The sequence below is a fragment of the Pseudoalteromonas sp. PPB1 genome (assembly GCF_015356275.1).
Classification (GTDB): Bacteria; Pseudomonadota; Gammaproteobacteria; order Enterobacterales; family Alteromonadaceae; genus Pseudoalteromonas; species Pseudoalteromonas rubra_D.
This window is the reverse complement of sequence record NZ_JACEQV010000008.1, coordinates 108951-130055: the sequence shown is the minus strand read 5'-3', so window position 1 is coordinate 130055 and position 21105 is coordinate 108951. Positions and strand designations below refer to the sequence as shown.

Sequence of the window (21105 nt, the reverse complement as noted above, 5' to 3'; positions counted from 1 at the left end):
CTAACCTTACGCTTTTTCAAGCACTCTGGCATTCATACGTTGATGACAAGATTGCAGTGCCGAGGCACTTTGCTTGGCAAATTGATGCAATGCAGACCAGTCAATATCCCGCTCCTGTGCGGCACGACGGCGAGTCTGGTGCAATGCCTGGCGCAATGCATATAACCCCAACTGCTCTACTTCGTGCTCCAGTTGTAAGAGCTTTTCTCGCAATGAATCATCGGACTGAATATCAGCCAGTCCACGAAGCTGAGCAAACTCATAATCCAGACGATCGCTCAAATATACGAGCCGTGAGGCAAACTCAGCGCGCACAGAAGATTCACTCAACTGACGCTCGACAAAGGTCAAATCTACGTATGCAGCCTCCGTTGCTGCCAGGCCGCTGCTATTCTGTTTTACAATGCGCTCCAGCGCCTGTCTTAATGCAGTGACACGCAACGGCTTTTCCAGGCAGTCGAAAATTCCGGCTTGCTGATAAGCCTGCCGCGCTTGCTGATCTACATCGCCAGTCAGCGCCATCACAACAGGCGAGTGTGTCAGTGCAAGATCCGTAAAGCGTGTTTGATACCATTCTAAGCCATGGCCGTCCGATAAATGCATGTCTAACAGCACCACATCAAACTGAGCTTGCAATAGTAGCTGCTCCGCATCCGCCAGGGTTTCCGCCAGTTGATAATCCAGCCCTAAATTGTCGAGATAACCACGCACTACTTCCCGGTTCAGGAGATTGTCCTCAATGACGAGTACAGACATATCTCCGAGTGTCGTTGGCTTACTATCGAAAGTGTCTGGTTGCTCCCCGAGTTGCGAGTTAACCTGCATTTCAAAGAAGAATTCACTCCCCTGCCCAGACTCACTTTGCACTTCCAGATCGACCCCCATGTTTTCCAGTAGCTGCTTGCACAAGGCCAGGCCTACTCCGGCGCTATCTGCAATAGCGCGCGGCGCACCAAATGTGACAAAAGGTTCAAAGACCTGTTGTTGCTGAGCGCGACTCAGTCCTATACCTGTATCTTTCACGGCAACCCGCAGTTGATGACGGTTGGCACTCAGGGCGTAACCAAAAACGATCAGCTCAACCGAGCCATGTTCCGTATACTTAATGGCATTAGAAAGCAGGTTTTTAATCACCAAAGTGAAGGGGTCTTTGTCTATCATGACCAGCAGATTGGCATCAACGCCTTGTATTGTCAGGGTTAGTTTCAGGTGTTTTTTCTCCGCCAGAGGCCTAAAAAAGCGGATCTGCTCCTTCAGGTGTGTCGCGAGATTGACTGGCTCCACTATGGTATTGGGCACAGCCCCCCGCGCCTGCAGCAAAATTTGATTTGCCAGATCCGACATCGACATGGCGGTGGCAATAATCACATCACAAAACTGCCCATGCTGCTGCGGTTCCCTGGGTGCCCGTTTAAGTAACTCCGCATGACCAACGATGGCGTTTAAGGGCGTTCTGAGTTCGTGGCTGAGTAACGTCAAAGAGCGCTCTTTGTGCTGCGCAGCAAGTTCTGCGCGATGGCGCAATTCATGTAATTCCTGTTCACGTCGCCCGCTGCACAGTAAGCACAAGGAAAAACACAAAATCAGAGGCATAACGATAACGGACACGGAGAAAAACTGATTTACCCAGTTATTGGTAATCAGGCTGTCATGCTGCGTGTAATGATGGAGCATCAATAAACGCACCGTAAACACGATAAACAGACATACACAGGCCAGTGCAAATGCCCAGTGTGCTGGCGAAAAACTTTGCCACTGACGCCTTTGACCCAACCACAAAGCGCGCAGGCACAGAATCATGCTCAGCGCCCAGCCCATGTAATTTAAAATCACCCTGGCGATAAAATTAGCGTCAAGGTATGTGTAATACACGTAGCCCGGAAAAAAGATCCCTGCCAGTAGCCACCAGGGCCAGCTCAACCGGGGGACTGAGAAAAACTGTTCACTGCCGCGACTCAAACAATATAAGCCAATAAATATCAGACAATTTGAGACAAAAATGGTCCAGGTCACGGACAAAGAAAATGAGGCGATGAAGATGCAACCAAATGCAGTACAGACTGAAAAGCTGGCCCATAAACGGGTTCCCAGCAAACGGCGATGAATAAACCAGTTAACCAGCATAAACAGCGCACACACGCATGACGTCAAAGCCAGGATCTGTAAAAGTTGTTTCGGATCGCCCATACCGCATCAAACATCGTCGTAAAGAACTACTAGTATAGTATTAATTTTATGCTAGCCGGAAGCAAAATCTAATCCATCTGACATTACACGGGATTACACCTCACCCTTTACGCTTAAAAAATCACACTAAAGCAAGCCGATCCAACGTATCGGATCATCTTTTCGGCTGTCATAAGGCTTTAGCGACAACCGCCTAACATGATAAGCTGATGAAAAACTTACCGAGTTCGCTATGCGTCCCGAACAATCCTCCCTCATTAATTTGCATCTGGCAGTGCTGCTGTTTGGTGGTACCGCGTTATTTTCCAAGTTAATCTCTCTTTCTGCACTGGACATCACTGTGTATCGCACCGCCATCGCCTTTATCACTCTGGCGTGCATTCTCAAGTTTAAAGGCAGTGTATTCAAACTCAGGGAAACCAAAGACTACGCCATTGTCGTACTGTTGGGTGTCTGTGTCGGGCTACATTGGGTGACTTACTTTGCTGCGATGCAAATGGCCGGGATAGCTGTCGGGGTCATTGCCTTTTTTACATATCCGGTGATCACTGTGCTGCTTGAGCCCCTTTTTTTCAAAGGTAACATTAAACGCAAAGATATCTTTACAGCGGCGGTGGTAATGTGTGGTATTTATTTACTGGTGCCGGGCAGCGATCCAGGTAATCAAATCACTTTGGGCATAGCAACCGGAGTGTTTTCCGGGGCACTCTTTGCACTTAGAAATTTACTTCAGAAGAAACTTTTTTCCAGTTACGGCGGGCCACACACCATGTTTTATCAGACCCTGGTTGCCAGCCTCATGCTATGTGCCTTTGTTGAAGTGCCCCCCTCCGATTTAAGTACTGAAAACCTGTTCCTGATTGTCCTGGCTGGGTGTATTTTTACTGCAATCCCCCATGCGCTATTTGCGTCCAGTTTGCGTTACTTATCAGCCACTACCGCGGGGCTGATTTCTTGCTTACAGCCCTTGTATGCGACCGTGTTGGCTTATATGCTGTTGGCAGAAACCATAACACTCTCCACGCTGGCAGGAGGCATACTGGTAGTCAGTGCTGCCTGCTATGAGACGTGGTCGATCACAAGGAATAAGCTATGATCCAGGTTTTTGCACACCGAGGTGCCAGTGGAAATTACCCCGAAAACTCTCTCAGCGCCATTCAGGCTGCACTGGAGGTGGGCGTCGACGGCATAGAACTCGATGTGCAAAGTTGTCTGGATGATTACGCCATCATTCATGATACCTGGCTGGATCGCACCACCAACGGCCGGGGCAAGGTTAACGAAACCAGTCGTGAGCAGCTGTCTCTATTAAGACTCAGTAACAACGAGCCCGTACCGACACTACAACAAGTGCTGTATACAATCGGCCAACAAACCACTATTAACCTGGAACTCAAACACACCTTCAGCCTGGATAAGTTTGTTGCCACCATAGAAGACAATGTACAGCGTGGGGTGATAGCTCGCCATCAACTGCTCTTGTCCTCTTTTGATCACCATCAGTTGTTATGGCTCAAGCAAAAGCTGCCCTGGGTCAGGATCGGGGCACTGACCGCTTCTATTCCGCTTACATTTGCTCAGTTTGCCCAGCAACTTCATGCTGAAAGCATCCATATGGACAAAAACTTCATTAACCATGAGTTTGTTCAGGATGCCAAACAACGCGGCCTTAAAGTCCTGGCTTACACTGTCGATAAAGCAAAAGACATTGAATTAATGTTAGATTATGGCGTAGACGGCATATTCAGTAACTACCCCTGTTACGCAAAAATGGTCGTGCAACAACAACTCAACCATACATCTGAGGTCGATTGACAGAGCTGACCATATGCTGGATTATGCCGCTTGCTAAAATAAATTGCTTAACCTGTAAACAGTTGCACCTGCCAGGTTTACTCTATACTGTATGCTAAACGGCACAGTGAAGAGCCTAATATGAGTTTGTACATGCGCATCTATAATTTGATCGAAGAATCTTTGTTCTTCACCCTGACCCGCAAGATTTTTGGCAATCTGGGGTTTTTGTTAGTTTTTCAAATCATCACATTAGTGTGGCTGCACAGTGAACTGGCTGAGCACAGTGGCTCTACCGGGGTTTTCTGGTTACTGGCTTTGATATCGGTTGGCGCCTTTATCTTCACCTTTTTCTATATGCGCTACCTGATTGTCCGCCCAGTACAGGCTATGCGCGACACGCTAGAACAGATCAACCGTCAGGACGGCGATCTCACTGCCAGACTGCCACAATTCACGTATGACGAATTCCGTGACCTCAGCGAGCAATACAATACCTTTACGCAGCATCTGAGCGAGTTGCTGGCTGCGACCTATCAAAGCGCCGAAGCGGCGAACCGCAGCAATCAGCAGGTCACCGACTCCATGAAGCAAACCGCTTTACTGGGTAGTCAACAAATAGATCAGGGCGACACCATTATCGCAGCCAGCGATCAGGTTACGCATAGCCTGCAAAGCATAGTGCACAACACCGATCAGGTTTATCAGGCCAATACAGAAAGTCTGCATTTTGTGCGTGGCTCTTCACAATCGTTGAGTACCCTGGTTAAAGAGGTTCAACAAATTACCCACCTGTTGGGCAGCTTTTCATCCACCGTTGCCGGATTAAAAGAAAACAGTGAGAACATTCGCAGTATTTTGAAAATGGTCGAAGAGTTCTCCGATCAGACCAACTTGTTAGCGCTCAATGCCGCCATTGAAGCAGCTCGGGCTGGAGAAGCGGGTCGTGGTTTTGCCGTGGTGGCCGATGAAGTGCGCAATCTGTCGGTCAAAGTCAACGATGCCACCCGTCAGATCAGTGATTTTATTAACCAAATGGATGTGTTAGTGGGCGAGACTCATCAGGAATCAGAACAACTGATAGATCATTCCAGCTCTGCAGAACAGGCCATCCGCACCACCTCTCAGGGGTTTGCCGATATGTCTGAGGACTTTGAGCGCAACCAGTCCCAGTTAGAAGAAATTGTCAGTGCCGTCCATCAGCTTGAATCAACTCAGCAGCACACCCACGAGTCAGTACACCGCATTGTTGAGCTCGGCCAATCCGCCAAATCACAGATTGATGCAGCATTACAGGATTGTCAGGATGCACAGCAGCGCTCCACGCAAACCCAGCAGGAACTCAAACGCTTCGTCTGAGGGCCTGCTCAGGTCCCGGCTTACGCCCTGTCGACGTCAAATGCTATCACTTCTTTAAGCTGTTTCTTTCCGGTCGCCAGCATCACCAGGCGATCGACCCCTAATGCAACGCCGGCGCAGGCCGGTAATCCTTGTGTCAGCGCAGCCAAAAAGCGCGCATCTTTGGCCACAGGGGCCAGCCCCATCGCTATGCGCTGCGCATTATCTTCATCAAAGCGGGCACTTTGCTCAACGCCGTCGGTTAACTCGTTAAAGCCATTGGCCAACTCCATACCACGATAATAGAGTTCAAACCGACCAGCGACTCTGGGATCCTTATCATTGAGTTGTGCCAGCGCAGCCTGAGAAGCAGGAAAATGGTAGACAAAACAGGGCGCCTGCTGGCCAATCAAAGGTTCAATCTCCATACAAAACAGCAATTGCAACAGCGTATCGCGCTGCTGCTCCTGCTCAGCAACGTGCGCATGGCCGCGCTGGCTGGCCAGTTGCCTCAATTCCTCCATTGAGGCACTCAGCGGGTCCAGGCCCAGATGCGTAATAAAGGCCTGCTGATAGCTCATTGACTCGGCTTCAGGGCAATCCAGGATGGCCTGCATCAAGTCATTGACTTCCGCCATGAGCCTAAACTCATCGAACCCGGGTCGATACCATTCCAGCATCGTAAACTCAGGGTTGTGATGTCGGCCAGATTCTTCATTTCGAAAGGCTTTGCCAACCTGGTAAATTGCGCCACTGCCCGCCGCTAACAGGCGCTTCATGGCAAACTCAGGTGAGGTTTGCAGATATAACGGCGTGCCAGTGGCGTGACCCGGGCCGACAAAGGTGGTTGCGAACGACGCAAGATGTACATCCGTCACCGAAGCTTGTGACAGACTGGGGGTTTCGACTTCCAATACCTCACGCTCAGCGAAGAAAGTGCGAATTTTAGCGAGGATCCCGGCACGCTGACGCAAAGTATCAATACTGGCACTGGGTGCCCAAACAATATCAGAGACCGGATCAGGCGCTGAATGACTCATAATAACTCCAGACAAAAAATCCCGGCAAGGGCCGGGATCTGTAGGTGGCTTATAGGTCCCGGCCTGCTCGATTTAAGAGCAGCCAGGCCACAAAGTATATAAGCTTACTTTACACGACTCACGTATTCGCCGCTGCGTGTATCTACTTTGATCACTTCACCAATCTGTACGAACAGAGGTACACGTACCACAGCACCTGTGCTCAGTGTCGCAGGCTTACCACCGGTACCGGCTGTATCGCCTTTCAGGCCAGGATCTGTTTCTGTGATTTCCAGCTCTACGAAGTTAGGTGGAGTAACGGCAATGGGGTTACCGTTCCAAAGCGTGATAGTACATACATCGTTTTCAACCAACCATTTTACCGCTTCGCCCAATGCTTTTTCATCAGCTGCGATCTGCTCAAAGGTTTCGTTGTTCATAAAGTGCCAGAACTCACCATCTGTATACAGATAAGCCAGATCTGTGTCCATGACGTCCGCACCTTCAACCGATTCACCAGACTTAAAAGTTTTCTCTAAAACTTTACCTGAGATCAGCTTACGGATCTTAACGCGGTTAAACGCCTGGCCCTTACCGGGCTTGACCACTTCATTTTCCAGGATGGAGCAAGGCTCTCCATCGATCATAATTTTTAGGCCGCCCTTGAATTCGTTGGTGCTATAATTCGCCATCGTATCCTCTAATCTTTGTATTTCGAGTAATAAACCCGCTAATGATACAAATAAATGAAGTAAATTTGCAGACTAACTGGCAAAAAGAATTGGCGAATGTCGTCACCAGTGCGGATGAGTTGCTCAGGCTGGTTGGCCTGGAGAACCATTTTAGTGAACAGGACTTAGCCGCTAAACGTTTGTTTCCACTAAGAGTTCCACGCCCCTTCATCGCTAAAATGCGTTATGGAGATGCACAGGATCCCTTACTGCTGCAAGTGCTCCCTCAGCATCAGGAATTCCTGGCCAAAGCCGGTTTTAACAAAGATCCGCTCGACGAACAGCAGGCTGCGCTGCCCGGGCTACTACATAAATACCGTTCCAGAGTGCTGTTAATGCTGAAAACCGGCTGTGCAGTAAACTGCCGTTACTGCTTTCGTCGCCATTTTCCGTATCAGGATAATCAGCTCAACAAGCGCGCTTTGCAGCCAGTTTTCGATTATCTGAATGCACACCCTGAGATAAATGAGGTCATTTTAAGTGGTGGCGATCCGCTGATGGCCAAAGATGACATGCTGGCTTGGCTGCTTGAGCAGCTCTGTGATATTCCCCATCTGACACGCCTGAGAATACACACCCGATTACCTGTGGTGATCCCAGCCAGAGTGACAGATACACTGTGCGAAACCCTGAGTCATAGTCGCCTGAAACCCGTGCTGGTCAACCACATTAATCATGCCAATGAAATAGATGTGCACTTTTCAGCGGCCATGCAAAAGCTGCGACGCGCTGGGGTGATGTTGTTAAACCAGGCAGTCTTATTGAAAGGAATTAACGACACTCTGGATGCACAACAAGCACTGAGTGAAGCGCTATTTAGCGCGGATGTATTACCTTACTACCTGCATGTGCTGGATAAAGTGGAAGGTGCGAGTCACTTTGATGTGACGGAGCAAACCGCTATTTCGCTCATGCATGACTTGCTCGAAGCGCTCCCCGGGTTTTTGGTACCCAAATTGGTAAGAGAAATCGGCGGCGAACCAAGTAAGACGCCGATTGATTTGGGACTGAGCCCAGCCTGATACTGCACATAAGCAAAATGCTTACATATTCAAGTCGGGCGCAATCTATCAGCGCCTACACGTAGACGTTGATATTGTTGCCCATAGTGGCCGTGGTTGATTTTGCTGGTGCTGAATTACCAGCAGACTCAATTAAGGCCAGGGCGGCTTGTCCATCTGCTTTTTGCTGCTTTTTGGCTAGCTGCGCGCTCATTACTTCGCCGCTTTGCCCCGTCCCAGACATAGCAGGTAGGTTACTTCCGGATATATTCATAAGCTTATACCTGACAAGATTGATGGATCCAAGTACAATATCGGCCAATTCCCGTAAGTCTTTAGGAAAAATATGCAAGCCGTTATCGAAAAGCTGAATGAAAATCTAAAACTCGTTTACCGTCAAGCACTTGATGCAGATAAAAAATTAGACGAACTACAGCAGCAAGGTCACGGAAAATTCCAGGCGCTATTTCCTGAAGACGCCGGCTTTGATTTTGCCGCCAAACGTTTCAAGCCTTACGTGCTTGATGTTGCAGCGGACGTCGAAGCATTGGGTCAGGCGCAGCAGCTAGACGAGGCGCAACTGAAAAAGGCAGTCTTCAAGCTACAACAGCTGATCCAATTACTTGCGACTTTCAAGTAAGTGCATGTAAGTTCGGCAATGGCAGCATCATCCTTGCTCTTTTGCCGCAATCTCATTTTTGTACCACGCACTTAGCAGTCGTTTGTCGTAGTAAAACTCACTGTCTCGTCCCGTTCTCACCCGATCCATAAAAGACAGATCTTTCAGCACCTTCTCCTGCGCCTGTGCCACAACCGCGCCGTTATTATCGGTCAGCGTATAGCTTATCTTAAGGAGTGGGAAGAAAATGGGCTTCACGATACGAATATCATGCATGTTGAAGCGCACATCACCCGCCAGATCAATATCATCAAAAGTGATATTTAGCTGGTAGCCATCAGGTGCCTTGGCCATCAACTTACTTAGGTGTTTTTCAAATTGTGAGGCAATCCGTTTGTGATAGCCCGCTTTACTTTCATTGGCCGGTACCACATCACGATAATCATTAAAGTCTCGCCACGTGACATTCGCTTCTCCTGCCAGCGCAGCCAACGGACTCAAGCAAACTAGCGTAATTACATGTAAACATTTCATGGTCTTCTCCTCACGATTGCCAACCCATCTGCGGTCGCATTGATACATTCAACCTCTAAATAGTCTGCATTTTTTGCTGAACGCGCAATGAAAGGTAACATTTGACGACAAATTGATACCAATCCACTGACTTTAGCGGACTGGTATCTATCTCGTGCGTTACGACTTCACCGAAATGCGATACAACAGCGCATATAACACGGGCACAACGCCTAATGTCAGTATAGTTGAAAACAACAAGCCCCCCATAATGGCCAGTGCCATAGGCTCCCACATTTCTCCACCACCCAGGTAAAGCGGCACCAGACCCAATACAGTCGTGGCTGTGGTAAGCAAAATAGGACGCATGCGCTGTTGCGCGGCCTGAATAATCGCCAGGACCGGGTCGTCTCCCTGATCCAACTCGTACTTAATCCGCTCCAGTAATACAATGGCGTTGTTAATCACAATGCCTGCCAATGAGATGATCCCCAGTAAGGTCATAAAGCCAAAAAATGACTGCCCAATCAGCAACCCGGCAACCACCCCAATAAAGCCCAGAGGAACCGTTGTCAGCACAATGGCCGACTTACGCAATGAATTGAACTGACCGACCAACAAAATCACGATAATGAAGACTGCTATTGGCATTTTCTCAGCGATAGACTGATTCGCTTTACCAGAAGATTCGGCTTCACCACCCAGCTCATAGCTGTAACCAAACGGCCAGGATTTTTGTTGCTCCTCCAGCCAGGGTTTAAGTTTAGAAAAGCCTTCATCAGCGGTGATACCGTCCAGCTGAGCGCCCACCGTGACCGACTTCAGGCGGTCGCGCCGCAAGATCTGGGCATTCTCCCACACCACTTCAATATCAGCTACCTGCTTCAGCGGCACCGATTTACCCGAAGCCTGAGAATACACCACCATGGCTTCCAGCTTACCGATATCCTGTCTGTCAGCAGCCACCGAACGCAAAGTGACCGGAATAAGCTCATCCCCTTCGCGATAACGGGTAAGCTCCAGACCACTGAGACCGGTTTGCAGTGAACTTGCTATGTCTTTACTGGAGACACCCGCACGCCGCGCGCGCGTCTGATTGATTTTGATCTGTAATTTCTTGATTGGCAAACCCCAATCGTCACTCACGGCTTTCAATCCCGGTGTGTTGCGCATTTGTGCTTTAAGCTCATTGACCAGTCCCGTCAGCACGTCGATATCACTGCCAGATAAGCGTACTTCAACCGGGTTATCGATGGGTGAGCCGTTTTCTATCTTACGCTGCTTGATGAGCAAATCGGGATGACGCTGTAATGCATATGTCTCGATTTTTGCCATGAGCTCATCAATATGCCGATATGAGGTGGTCGAGACTATCATCAACGCATAGTTTGAGCTGGCCGGTTCCGGCGTATGCGTCAGCAGGAACCTGGGACCACCATTACCCACATACGACACCCAATCGGTGACCCCTTGTTCGCGTGTTTCGTTGACTTTGAGGTCGCGCAGTAAGAAGGCTTCCATATCTTTAACCATAGCTTCAGTCGCACTCAGGCGTGTGCCAATGGGTAGCTCCAATTCGACTTTAAAGTAGTCTCGGTCTGAGGGCGGGAAAAACAACTTAGGCACCAACTGTAATCCCTGCAATGCCAGGAAAAACATCAATACACACCCGGCAAGTGTCATCCAACGATGCTTAATCAGCCCCATCAGGATCTGTTTATAAGTTAAATAGATACCTGCATCGTAATTGGCGGCTTGGGATTTAACCCGAGTAAACAGCACACACAGCATGGGGATCATAGTCATTGCCAGTAACCAGGAGCACAATAAGGTAATAGTCACCACTTTGAACAGGGATGCGGTGTATTCTCCCGTGGCGGATTCTGCCAGAAAAATCGGTAAAAACGCAGCACCTGTGGTCAACGAAGACACCAGCAGCGGCACTTTTAGCTCATCTGCCGAGTCAACCGCAGCATCAACCGCGGACTTGCCTCGTTCCATCTGCACCATGATGCTTTCTGACATCACAATCCCGTTATCAACCAGCATGCCCAGCGCAATGATCAGCGCAGCCAGCGAGATCTGATCGATGCTGATGTCAAAAAAGGACATCGCCAGTATGCCGAATACCATGCTCATTGGGATCAGGCTGGCGACTATCAACCCAGTTCGCAAGCCCAAGCTGAACAGCATCACCACGGTCACCACCAGTACCGCCTGGATCAGGTTCGACACAAAATCATCAACCTTTTGCTCAACCTCTCGCGGTAGAAATGACAGTAGCTTAAAGTCCACCCCTATCGGGTAAACAGATTCAAGATAATGGATCGCATCGAGTACTTGCTCACCCAACAGCAGGTTATTACCGCCGTGGCGCATGGAAATGGCAATCGTCATCCCCTCTTTGTCTGCCACTCGCACTTTAACCTTTGCTGGGTCGACATAATCGCGGTACACCCGGGCGATATCACTGAGCAGGATCACCTGCTCTGACCCTGTGATATTAATGATGGTACCGGCAATGTCTTCCACCGATTCAAAGTTACCACTGGGCTCAAGCGCCAAGGTTTCATCATCAATAAAAATGGAGCCGCCTGGATTAACAATATTGCGCGCTGCCAGTTGATCTTTCAGTTGTCCGGGCGAAATCCCGAGTGATGCTAGTTTGGCATTTTCAAATTCAATGAAGACGCGCTGCTCCTGTGCACCGAAAATGTCGACTTTTGCGGCTTCCGGCAACCTCAGCAGCTCATCTCTGACCTGCTCGGCCACTTCTTCCATCTCACGATAGGAGTAACCCTCCGCAGTCAGCCCGATGACAACGCCAAACACATCGCCAAATTCGTCGTTTACTATGGGTTTTTGCGCATCGCTGGGGAGGTCATTTTCGACGGTTTCAATCTTGCGGCGTAAATTATCCCAGATAGGCCGCATTTCCTTGTAGCTTTCTTTGATATTAACACTGACGATCGAAACACCGGTTTTAGAAGTACTTTTAACAAAGTCCAACTCCGGAATTTGCTGTACCACCTTTTCAATTTTGTCGGTTACCAGTTCTTCAACCCGCTGCGGGCTTGCACCGGGAAAGTAAGTAACAACCTGTGCGGTTCTGATAATAAAGCCAGGATCATAGTCTTTAGGCATCTTATTGAACGCCACGATGCCGAAAAACACCAGGGCAAAAATCAAAACCCAGGTTGTGCGATTATTCTCTAATGCTAATCGGGTGATGTTCACTCACGACCTCCCTGGAATTTCACAACCTGCTGATCGGTCACTTTACTCATACCTGCGGTCACCACGTGTGTGCCTGCTGTCACACCGGAGATCACCGGGAAGCCCAGCGAAGAGACCTCTCCAATCTGCACCGGCGTTTTGGTCACTTTACCTTTGCCGTCACCGAGCGAGGTAACCGTCCACACATAGTGGCCTTTGTCGTCTTTCAGCACCGTAGATAAAGGCAAATAGAGGCGGGATAACGCTTCACTGGGTGCACTGGCCATGACTTTGGCCGTCATTCCCGGCAAAATGTTATATCCGGGAGGAGGTAACATGCCGAGCGTGACCTCATAGGTTTTTGTCACCTCATCGGCCTGGGTACTGACCTCTACAAAAGTCAGTTCAAAGCGCTTGCCTTCTATCGCCGCAAATTCTGCAAATACCTGCTTCGGTGTGTCTTTGCTGACGTGGATCATAATACTTTCCGGTACATTTACCTTCAGATTAATATGCTCTATGTCCTGTAAAGTCGCCACGACTTGCTTGGCCTGCACTTCTTCGAATTGTTCAACATGTGTGCGCGCAACAATCCCCGAGAATGACGCCCTGAGCTGGGTATAGTTCAGGTTGTTTCTGGCATTGGCCAGCTTCGTTTTGGCACTGGCAAATTGCGATTTAAGCAGATCATAATCTGACTGACTGATGGTCCCGGTCACAATCAGTTGCTCACCCCGCTTAAAATCGGCTTCTGCTTTTTCAAAAGCCGCTTGCGCTTCCTCCACCGCTAGTTTGTAGTCGGTATCATCTACCTTTGCTATCACATCTCCTTGCGTCACTTCCTGGCCTTGTTTTACATTCAAGTGCGTCAATTCTCCAGACACTTTGAACGACAGATCAGCGGTGCTGGCTGCATCAACCACAGCCGGAAATTCCTGAAGCGGCCCAAAATTATTAACACTGAGCTCGATCGTTCTCACTGGCCGCAATTGTGGTGCTTTATCAGCCGTGGTCTGTGGCTCAGAGCACGCGGACAGAACAGTCGCCATAACGCCGGCTAAAAGGAAGGTGTGCTTTCTTATCATAGGTGATCACCACTATATCGTTTTTGATTTACTGATTGCTGTAACAAAATTATCTATCCAGACGTCGAGTACGGCTTTTACAGCCTGGGCATTTTCATCGCCATTTTGCTTTACGACTGACTCTACCGCTTTGTGGGCAGACATCATCAGAACAGGTTCCTGACTGTCCCCCAAATAAAACATGCTCTCCAGTGACACAGATGTCACAACCTCTGACTGTTCGGTTGCCATCAGATAGGCACTTTTGCCGGCGCTATATACCAGGCGAACCGGAATAAAGTCGCGTACTTCCATTTCACTCGGTGCAAATTCAATTTGCGTAAACGCACCGCGGATCGTCAGTACATCCGGACCAAGCACCTGTGGCTGCTCAAGCAAAACCTGATAATGCACAGAGAGCTTTTGTTGCAGCTGGGCCTGCATATAGATACTTAATTTGGCCACATCTGCCGGGCTGAGCGAAACTTTGGCTTCGTCATTGAGTTGCAGCCATACTTCAAAATGTGGCAGGTAAATGGTGCGTATCTGTTTCAAAGCACCATTTTTAAGCTGTTCCGATACGTACAACGCGGTATCGGGATACGTATCAGAGGGTTTTAAACGCTGATAATCGGGTAAAAACCCTGAGCGTGTTGTCTGCTGGGTGCTGGCGCAACCGGTAATGAACAGGGCCAGGATAGCCCAGATCGCAATGTGACGCATCGCCAAGTCTCCGTTTGATATTCAGTCTGTACTTAATACATCAGTCCCGCGCAACAGTCTGATCTAAGGTGTTAAATGATGTTTTCACAGCTGGGTCATGAGCCTCTTTTAAAAATAGCAGCCTTTTGCCAGTGTGTGGCAACAATTACCAATAATGGTTCAAATTACCACGCCACTTTTCCTTATCTGGGGACGAATGATATGGCACAGCCTTTAGTCATTTTTGTTGTCCCCAGCTCTTGCAATTCACAAAGCGCGAACCCAAAGTCCGGGACCCTGAGTCTCCTCCCACCTAAGGCTCGCGCATCCATATTATGGATTGGAATGCGAGTTAAACGCCTTCAACAATCAAACGCGTATCTGGTAAACATGCCAGATGCGGGATCGCTAAATCCGGGCGCTCCATGCGATTAAGCGCATTTAGTGCCGCGGCAATAGCCCCCTCCTGCCAACCAGGTAAAGACGAAAGCTGATCACCAACAATGAAGAAGTTGGGTTGTGTTTCACTGCCGTCTGCCGCTTTCACTGCACTGCCCTGCGCCAATACGTTGAAATGGTGTACAGCCTGATCGCCGACCACATGCCACTGGGCCCAGCCACCTTTGATATATGGCATATTTTGCCAGGCAATCGCCAGACCATGCTCCAGACCATCACCAAATGCCTGACCGAATAACTTCGCACCTTCACGCGCTTTGTCCAGACGCGCCTGCACCGGTAACTTACCCCACTCATAAGCAATTTCAGAGAAGTTATAGGCTCCGGTGAGTACGCCTTTTTGATCATGGTAGGCCGTGGAGGGATACCAGATCTGTGTAATATCGTTGTCCGTCCAGGAGATCCCGCCAAAGATAGGCACTACACCAATTTCAGAGTCCGGCACACTCAACACGTCAACGTTCGCACAATCATCATGCACTTCTTTAACCTGACTACCCTGCCATAAATAACGATCTGCCTGCCAACCCACTTTGGTCGTACATGCCAGGAACTTAGCCTTGTAGCCGCCATGATCATCGACAAACTGAGACTGATAGACAGCCTGTAATGCAGATTTAAATTCGCTGTTGAGGCCCACCTGGCTATTTGGATCCTGGAGCGTTTCTGACAAGATCTCTTTCAAGAAAGGCATGGCCATGTTGCTGAAGCAGTAATCCGCATACACAACGTCAAGATCGTCAGTACCTACTTTCGCGATAGAAATCGCAAACTGCTGACGCGATGCATCCCAGTCAATCTGTTTTACCGGACTGTTCAACAAAATGGTGCCACCCAGAGTAGCGACTTGCTGGGCAAAGGCATGCTGCACCTGATCCATCCCGCCGACCGGCTGAAACAGCGTCGACTGCCAGAGGAAATCAACAGGCTGATAAAAACGTGTTTTGTCCCAAAACTCGGAGCCAAGTAAGCTGTCGAAACTCAAAGGCTCCGCAATCGTTCCGGCATCAACGCCTGGCAATTCAGTGTAGCCCGCACGAGAGCGGCCATTTTCCATGCCATCTTCACCCGCCGTCACAACGTATTTCCCCTCATTGGGACCACTGGGTACCAGCTCACCAAAACTGATCATTAACTCCCTCAATTGCTGGGCACGACGCTCAATATCCTGTGTGCCCACGCCACATTCAGTGGTTTTGATCAGCTGCTCAGCATTTTCAAACACCATCTGAGCCAGCCACCCCCGGGTATTGTGATCAAGACGACGATAAACCAGCGGCAAACCCGCAAAGCTGTCTGACATCTGCACTAAGTTCGACTCGCTGTTCATGACATAGACTTCCACATCCACACTGAATTGCTTCAGATAAGACAGCAGACGTTTGTGGCTGGAGGGAATGCGACCAGGACCTGCATTGAGATAAGGTTCTGCATCACCCTGAGGTCGGTCAAAACGCACCACCTGTGGCTGTCCGGGTTTAGAATGAAACAACTGACTGTCAACATCTTCAATTAAGGTATCCCCAGTGCGCAGGCTCAAACAACGCCCCCCGGTGCGGTTTTGTGCTTCCAGTACCGTTACTTCCATACCCGACTGTTGCGCTAACAATTCGTAGGCCGTTGTCAGGCCGGATACACCCGCGCCAATGATCACCGCTTTCTTGCCCTGATATTTGTGTTTGGTCAGGGTCACCGGACCCGGTGTGACTTTAAGCTGCTGATTGGTCGCGTCGTCGAGCGCAGCATGGGCTCTGGCTTTGGGGTGCTGTTGAAAAAAACGTGCGCGTGATTGGTGTTCTGCCATGAGTTGCTCCTTAATAAACACCTGCTCCAGGCCAACTCGATACACACAATGGCAAGGTTACACTGTCGCTCCATTGAGAGCCGACCTGGAGGTCTGGAAAAATAATTTATCCCTACTACCCACAGACTCCAGTAAGGGTGACTAGCCGTGTCGCTCAGGCTGACATATTGCTAAAGACCTAGTAGCGATCACGGCTTAGTAACTCTAGTCCAGTCCGCTCAGTTCTGCTCACTCAACAGGAGAATAACTTGCCACCAGCGACGACCAACAATATGAATGATGCTATTTAAAATTGGCCATTTGTCACTATAGCCCGCCCAAATTGGCCATATCTATATCAGCCAAGATTGAAAAACCTATCAAATTAACCGATTAAAAATGGAATTTGCATTGCGCGTTATCGTGCAGCCCCTTCAGGCAAGGATATTGAGTTTGGCTAATACGCCCTGGTGGTTGTGGTTTTGTTGGGTCTGTTGATGAGAACGCTGGTTGTGTCACTGTATAGAATGGAATTTATCCTGGCCTATTTATGCATGACTCCTGCCTGCTATCAGAGCCTGCCATGCCTTTTTCGGTGTCCTGCAGTTTGTGGCCGTGTTTGTTTTTACTCACTGCGTCATCAAAGCACAGCAGGCAAACCTTTGACGCATCAAACATAGCAACACAACAAATCAGCCCAGACGCGTTTAGGCTAAGTGCCCTGTGCGTCTGTATAGCGGTTGATCAGTAAACTGGCGACCTGCTGCTTAACCGCACGCTTATCGTCCGGGTCAACGCCAAAACGCTGAGCCAATAAAGCAATTTCTTCATCGGTGAGATTAAACGACAGACGTTGCCTGGTTTTTTTCGATTTAACTTCTAAATCCAGAATCTTGCGGATCATATCCGACGGCGTTAACTCTTCATCTATCGCCTGCTTTTTCAAACTTTTCTGAACTTCTGTCGTTAAATCAAAGGCCATTTGGGTGGCCCGCAGCGCCCGTTCCTGACGCTGCCATTTGGCTTGTTTATCTGTCACGAGCTTGCTCCGGGAAACAACTCCACAATATCACTGAGCGGTCGGGTAATCGTCAGGGAAACTTCCGTCTCACCTCCGTCCCAGACCTCAATATTGATACTGTGTTTCTCGTCAGGCGATATCAGTTCTATCACCTCACAGACGGCGCCACTTTCGTCCTGATAACGTGGCAATGTCTGGCCACGATAGTCCTGTTCATAATAATAAGCAACATAAGGGGCTTCACTTTGCTGGTAGCTCTGCCCCAGGAAGCGCTCAAAAGCGGCCGGCTTTGTGTGTGTTTCGAGCTGTGTCAGGGATTCTTCATCGAAGATCCGGGCAAACTCATCGAGGGTAAAAATCGCATCCACATCATCGCGCTGGATCTTCACCGAAAAGTTAGCAAACTCTTCACCATCATCCTGCTCAATCTGCAAAAAAACCGCTCTACCAGATTCTGATTCAAGCACAAATTCATAGTCAGCACTGTGCTGGTATTGATATGTCTGCACTGCGATGACCTTGAGTGTCTGGCCTTTTAGCCAGTCAGGATAAGCAAATGAATCTATCACCGTCAGCATATCACCGACTCGTAAATCGCGGGCATGATCAAGCTGACGCTCAGGAGCCTTTTTAGATTTGAAAAAACCAAACATAACTCACCTTTTAAAAAACTAGAGCAAGCAAAAAAGGAGGCCAGGCCTCCTTTTTTCACTTCGGCCGCATTACTTTGCTTGTTTAGCCTTAATGCGATCCAGAATATCATTGCTCTTTTGGGTTGTACCTATACCAGCTTCCGCCATCTTGGCTTTCAGGTCAGCACCAGTTTCAGCAGCTTCGAGCTCTTTGGCTGCGGCCAACTGATCTTGTCTGTCCAGCTGACGTTGCTTAATACGCTCCAGAGACTGACGTGCATTTACCATAGACGACTCATTGGTGTTGAGTGTGCTGTTTACTGCCATGGTGGCCTTTTGCACGCTTTCTGTGGTTTTCACCATCGTCAGTTGGCGTTGGTTTTCTTTGATCGACTTTTCTGCATCCTTCACCTGCTGCTTAAGCAGAATAACATGCTTAGTAAAGCCATCCAGCACTTGCTGATGCTCTTCTTTCTCTGTTTCAAATTCACCAATTTTCTCGGCAATTTCTACCGCCAGTGCCTCATTGCCCTGTTGCAATGCCTGACCTGCATAATCTTCATGCTCGGCAATGCTCTCGTCCAGTGCCGCCAACTTACGCTTGGTTTGCATTTCTTTCGCCATCACTTCAGTCAGGCTTTTCTTGGCTTTCGCCAGTGCGTTTTTCGCATCAGCAATTTCTTGCTCAAAAATACGGATACCATTAGCATCGACAATCGACTCACCCACTTCACGGGCACCACCACGCACTGCGGTAAATAATTTCTTTAAGATACTCATCTCACTTCTCCACTATTAATCTTTTAAATACACAGTCACAGCATCCAGGGCTTCAATGGCATTGTCTGCCAACGTGACCAGTTCGTGCGTTATCTCATCGATGGAGGAGGAAACTGCCAGTGCACCAAAGATAGCGTACTGTGCATCAATTTTAGCAAACGCACTCAAAGGGATCGGCACATTGAGTTTTAACAATGCTTCATTTAACTCGTTCAATAACTCAGGCTTCACTTCATTTTCATTAAACAGATAGCTGATACACACTAACTGCTCTTCGGTCTGAGTGACAAAGATCGGTAATTCGTCATTTCCCTCAACAATCACTTGTAATACATCCTGTTCACCTTCATTCGCGATCAGGAAGGATTCGAAGTTAGCACCTTCAGTTTCAAATGATGCCAATTTGATTGATAACTCGTTTAATTCCATCTTTCTTTACCTTTTCGTTTTGACATATTATGTCTGAGTTAAGATTTGCATGTGCGACATAATATGTCAACACTGTTGCGTTAATTTTTATACAACTCATCTTCCGTTTGCCATGCCTGACGATAGTAATCATACAGTACGCCAGTTCCTAAGCGATTGACCTCAATCTCTTTATTCCTGTCAAAAAAGTGATTTGGAAAAACAAAAGAGGACAGTAAATATTTTTTGCTGACCCAGTTACTGGCAACCGGTAATGCTTCAACTGCTGCAATTCTTGCACTGGCTGGCTGACCGGTGGGGGTAGCGATGGTCCATCCCCACTGACCAAATGAAGGAATATTCTGCTGATATTGTTCAACATGGCTAAATCCAGCCTGTTTTACCGTTTTTGCAATGCTGATAAAGGCATTTTTAGCGTGATAGGGAGAAGTAGACTGGATAGCCAGCGCCCCATCCGGTGCGAGTAGTTGCCTGACATGATTATAGAAGTAGTCACTATACAGTTTGTTCAAATCCGGGTGATTGGGGTCCGGCAGATCAATGATGATGGTATCGAACTGCAGACCCCGATCCAGCATGCTTTCGATTTCCAAAAAAGCATCTGCCACAATGACTTCTGCCCTGGGATCATTCAGTGCGTTGTGGTTCAGCTGAACAAGCTTGGCCGTGATCTCTGGGCGTGATTCAAATTCCTGCCCCTGCAGGCCAAATAGCGACAGTAACTGACCATCCAGATCGATCAGGGTGGCACTGTGCACTGGCCACTTAAGTACATCACGCAGCGCCAAACCGTCTCCTCCACCAATGATCAACACCTTGTCGTGCCGGTTTGATGCCAGCATAGCCGGATAGACCAACATAGTATGATAGATTTGCTCGTCTATTGATGAGAACTGTAAACGGCCATTTAAAAATAAATCATTGATGGGCGCCGACTGCGTCCGGCTGAGGCGCTCTGTGATCACCACATGCTGATACTTAGTTGACTCTGAATAAATCACTTTGTCTTTGTATAACACATTGCTAAGATCTTTCATCCATCCGCTGCCCTGGTGCAAGATGACCGCAAAGATGCCCAATAATAAGAGATGACAGATCAGTAATAATTTGGCGAAGCGTACAAACGCAAAGTAACGCCATAAAAAAATCAGTCCGGCCACGATATTAAATAACGCCGTCCAGGCAGCAGCTTGCATGATCGGTAATGCCAGCATGATTGTCACCCAGATAGCAGCACCTACCCCAGCTCCGATATAGTCAGCGCCATAAATGGTGCCCGCATTATTTTCTAAAAATCGACCGTATACCTGCTGACGAATACGCGCAATTAATGGAATTTCCATGCCAATCAAAATGCCGAGAATAAGCCCAAATATATAAGGTAAAAAGCGGGCAAAATCCTGTAGCAGCTGGAGGGGCCTGCCATCGAGTATGCTATCAGGCGGCAGATTATAAAGCGTAGAGAGCGTGTGTGGTAAGGTGTAGGTCAGGGCAATAATACTGGCTATGATTAAAATACTGCTCATGCCTAATAACGCAATCACACTCTCCAGCCAGGCAAAGGCAGTGAAAGGATCTTTCAACCAACGAGCTAAAAATGCCCCAATCCCCATGGCCACTATCATAGTGCCAATCATGGCATAGATGGCGCTTTCCACCGAGCCAAGCACCCTGCCTGCGTAATGCGACAGTAAGTATTCATAGATCAGACCACAGCCAGCCAGAATGGCCATAACACCGATCAGTAACACATCGTGACCAAACAGCGACATGCTGCCGGTCACTTTAGATTGATTTGGCGGTACCGATACACTCAA

Annotated in this window: 19 protein-coding genes; 5 read left to right on the top strand and 14 right to left on the bottom strand. The window is 48.6% G+C overall.

The annotated features are described in order from the left end of the window. Positions 1-6: 6 nt before the first annotated feature. Positions 7-2187 carry an ATP-binding protein gene (locus tag IY568_RS10340; RefSeq protein WP_194867495.1) on the bottom strand — a complete coding sequence of 727 codons (2181 nt, stop codon included), beginning with the start codon at positions 2185-2187 and terminating at the stop codon, positions 7-9. A 232-nt stretch (positions 2188-2419) separates the two neighbouring features. On the opposite strand from IY568_RS10340, the gene IY568_RS10335 reads away from it, so the two are divergent. The 3 genes from IY568_RS10335 to IY568_RS10325 all read left to right on the top strand — a co-directional run bounded on the left by IY568_RS10335 (position 2420) and on the right by IY568_RS10325 (position 5340). Beyond that, positions 2420-3283 (top strand): DMT family transporter, encoded by an 864-nt coding sequence (locus IY568_RS10335; RefSeq protein WP_125558855.1) that lies wholly within the window; start codon positions 2420-2422, stop codon positions 3281-3283. Beyond that, complete coding sequence (locus IY568_RS10330) at positions 3280-4002, top strand: glycerophosphodiester phosphodiesterase (RefSeq protein WP_194867494.1); 723 nt, start codon at positions 3280-3282, stop codon at positions 4000-4002. The genes IY568_RS10335 and IY568_RS10330 overlap by 4 nt, the downstream gene beginning before the upstream one ends. A gap of 120 nt (positions 4003-4122) precedes the next feature. Beyond that, positions 4123-5340, top strand: a complete 1218-nt coding sequence (locus IY568_RS10325) for a methyl-accepting chemotaxis protein (protein WP_228553265.1) — start codon at positions 4123-4125, stop codon at positions 5338-5340. A gap of 20 nt (positions 5341-5360) precedes the next feature. On the opposite strand, the gene epmA is transcribed toward IY568_RS10325, so the two are convergent. Further along, entirely contained in the window at positions 5361-6359 is a 999-nt protein-coding gene (epmA, locus tag IY568_RS10320; RefSeq protein WP_194867493.1) for an elongation factor P--(R)-beta-lysine ligase, read from the bottom strand. A gap of 104 nt (positions 6360-6463) precedes the next feature. Next, entirely contained in the window at positions 6464-7030 is a 567-nt protein-coding gene (gene efp / locus IY568_RS10315) for an elongation factor P (RefSeq protein ID WP_010383714.1), read from the bottom strand. Positions 7031-7071: 41 nt separating this feature from the next. Here efp and epmB point away from each other — a divergent pair, with 41 nt between their 5' ends. After that, complete coding sequence (gene epmB, locus IY568_RS10310) at positions 7072-8091, top strand: EF-P beta-lysylation protein EpmB (protein ID WP_194867492.1); 1020 nt, start codon at positions 7072-7074, stop codon at positions 8089-8091. Positions 8092-8146: 55 nt separating this feature from the next. On the opposite strand, the gene IY568_RS10305 is transcribed toward epmB, so the two are convergent. Further along, on the bottom strand, positions 8147-8344 hold the full coding sequence (locus tag IY568_RS10305; RefSeq protein ID WP_040644570.1) for a hypothetical protein: 198 nt from the start codon (positions 8342-8344) through the stop codon (positions 8147-8149). A 72-nt stretch (positions 8345-8416) separates the two neighbouring features. On the opposite strand from IY568_RS10305, the gene IY568_RS10300 reads away from it, so the two are divergent. Next, positions 8417-8710, top strand: a complete 294-nt coding sequence (locus tag IY568_RS10300) for a hypothetical protein (protein ID WP_010383718.1) — start codon at positions 8417-8419, stop codon at positions 8708-8710. 27 nt (positions 8711-8737) lie between these two features. Here IY568_RS10300 and IY568_RS10295 read toward each other — a convergent pair whose 3' ends face one another. From IY568_RS10295 to IY568_RS10250, 10 genes are all read right to left on the bottom strand, one after another. After that, the gene (locus tag IY568_RS10295) at positions 8738-9223 is read right to left on the bottom strand and encodes a DUF3016 domain-containing protein (protein ID WP_194867491.1); all 486 of its coding nucleotides are present in this window, start codon (positions 9221-9223) and stop codon (positions 8738-8740) included. Positions 9224-9382: 159 nt separating this feature from the next. Further along, positions 9383-12439: an efflux RND transporter permease subunit gene (locus tag IY568_RS10290; RefSeq protein WP_138537373.1), complete on the bottom strand. Its 3057-nt coding sequence runs from the start codon at positions 12437-12439 to the stop codon at positions 9383-9385. Beyond that, entirely contained in the window at positions 12436-13503 is a 1068-nt protein-coding gene (locus tag IY568_RS10285) for an efflux RND transporter periplasmic adaptor subunit (protein WP_228553263.1), read from the bottom strand. The genes IY568_RS10290 and IY568_RS10285 overlap by 4 nt, the downstream gene beginning before the upstream one ends. 12 nt (positions 13504-13515) lie before the next feature. Beyond that, positions 13516-14205, bottom strand: coding sequence for a DUF3313 family protein (locus IY568_RS10280; RefSeq protein ID WP_125558844.1), 690 nt, complete (start codon positions 14203-14205; stop codon positions 13516-13518). A gap of 331 nt (positions 14206-14536) precedes the next feature. Further along, complete coding sequence (locus tag IY568_RS10275; RefSeq protein ID WP_138537371.1) at positions 14537-16447, bottom strand: flavin monoamine oxidase family protein; 1911 nt, start codon at positions 16445-16447, stop codon at positions 14537-14539. Between the two features lie 691 nt (positions 16448-17138). After that, on the bottom strand, positions 17139-17408 hold the full coding sequence (locus IY568_RS10270) for a hypothetical protein (protein ID WP_228553276.1): 270 nt from the start codon (positions 17406-17408) through the stop codon (positions 17139-17141). A 53-nt stretch (positions 17409-17461) separates the two neighbouring features. Then, entirely contained in the window at positions 17462-18100 is a 639-nt protein-coding gene (locus IY568_RS10265) for a DUF4178 domain-containing protein (RefSeq protein ID WP_125558842.1), read from the bottom strand. A gap of 69 nt (positions 18101-18169) precedes the next feature. Then, positions 18170-18859, bottom strand: a complete 690-nt coding sequence (locus tag IY568_RS10260) for a PspA/IM30 family protein (RefSeq protein ID WP_010383728.1) — start codon at positions 18857-18859, stop codon at positions 18170-18172. Between the two features lie 15 nt (positions 18860-18874). Next, on the bottom strand, positions 18875-19288 hold the full coding sequence (locus IY568_RS10255) for a DUF2170 family protein (protein WP_138537368.1): 414 nt from the start codon (positions 19286-19288) through the stop codon (positions 18875-18877). Between the two features lie 80 nt (positions 19289-19368). Then, positions 19369-21105 carry a polyamine aminopropyltransferase gene (locus IY568_RS10250; RefSeq protein ID WP_267251514.1) on the bottom strand — a complete coding sequence of 579 codons (1737 nt, stop codon included), beginning with the start codon at positions 21103-21105 and terminating at the stop codon, positions 19369-19371.

Excerpts from the sequence above, each read along its gene's own strand:
- IY568_RS10340 (WP_194867495.1), bottom strand. The coding sequence starts at position 2,187 with ATGGGCGATCCGAAACAACTTTTACAGATCCTGGCTTTGACGTCATGC.
- IY568_RS10335 (WP_125558855.1), top strand. The coding sequence starts at position 2,420 with ATGCGTCCCGAACAATCCTCCCTCATTAATTTGCATCTGGCAGTGCTG.
- IY568_RS10330 (WP_194867494.1), top strand. The coding sequence starts at position 3,280 with ATGATCCAGGTTTTTGCACACCGAGGTGCCAGTGGAAATTACCCCGAA.
- IY568_RS10325 (WP_228553265.1), top strand. The coding sequence starts at position 4,123 with ATGAGTTTGTACATGCGCATCTATAATTTGATCGAAGAATCTTTGTTC.
- epmA (WP_194867493.1), bottom strand. The coding sequence starts at position 6,359 with ATGAGTCATTCAGCGCCTGATCCGGTCTCTGATATTGTTTGGGCACCC.
- efp (WP_010383714.1), bottom strand. The coding sequence starts at position 7,030 with ATGGCGAATTATAGCACCAACGAATTCAAGGGCGGCCTAAAAATTATG.
- epmB (WP_194867492.1), top strand. The coding sequence starts at position 7,072 with ATGATACAAATAAATGAAGTAAATTTGCAGACTAACTGGCAAAAAGAA.
- IY568_RS10305 (WP_040644570.1), bottom strand. The coding sequence starts at position 8,344 with ATGAATATATCCGGAAGTAACCTACCTGCTATGTCTGGGACGGGGCAA.
- IY568_RS10300 (WP_010383718.1), top strand. The coding sequence starts at position 8,417 with ATGCAAGCCGTTATCGAAAAGCTGAATGAAAATCTAAAACTCGTTTAC.
- IY568_RS10295 (WP_194867491.1), bottom strand. The coding sequence starts at position 9,223 with ATGAAATGTTTACATGTAATTACGCTAGTTTGCTTGAGTCCGTTGGCT.
- IY568_RS10285 (WP_228553263.1), bottom strand. The coding sequence starts at position 13,503 with ATGATAAGAAAGCACACCTTCCTTTTAGCCGGCGTTATGGCGACTGTT.
- IY568_RS10280 (WP_125558844.1), bottom strand. The coding sequence starts at position 14,205 with ATGCGTCACATTGCGATCTGGGCTATCCTGGCCCTGTTCATTACCGGT.
- IY568_RS10275 (WP_138537371.1), bottom strand. The coding sequence starts at position 16,447 with ATGGCAGAACACCAATCACGCGCACGTTTTTTTCAACAGCACCCCAAA.
- IY568_RS10270 (WP_228553276.1), bottom strand. The coding sequence starts at position 17,408 with ATGGCCTTTGATTTAACGACAGAAGTTCAGAAAAGTTTGAAAAAGCAG.
- IY568_RS10265 (WP_125558842.1), bottom strand. The coding sequence starts at position 18,100 with ATGTTTGGTTTTTTCAAATCTAAAAAGGCTCCTGAGCGTCAGCTTGAT.
- IY568_RS10260 (WP_010383728.1), bottom strand. The coding sequence starts at position 18,859 with ATGAGTATCTTAAAGAAATTATTTACCGCAGTGCGTGGTGGTGCCCGT.
- IY568_RS10255 (WP_138537368.1), bottom strand. The coding sequence starts at position 19,288 with ATGGAATTAAACGAGTTATCAATCAAATTGGCATCATTTGAAACTGAA.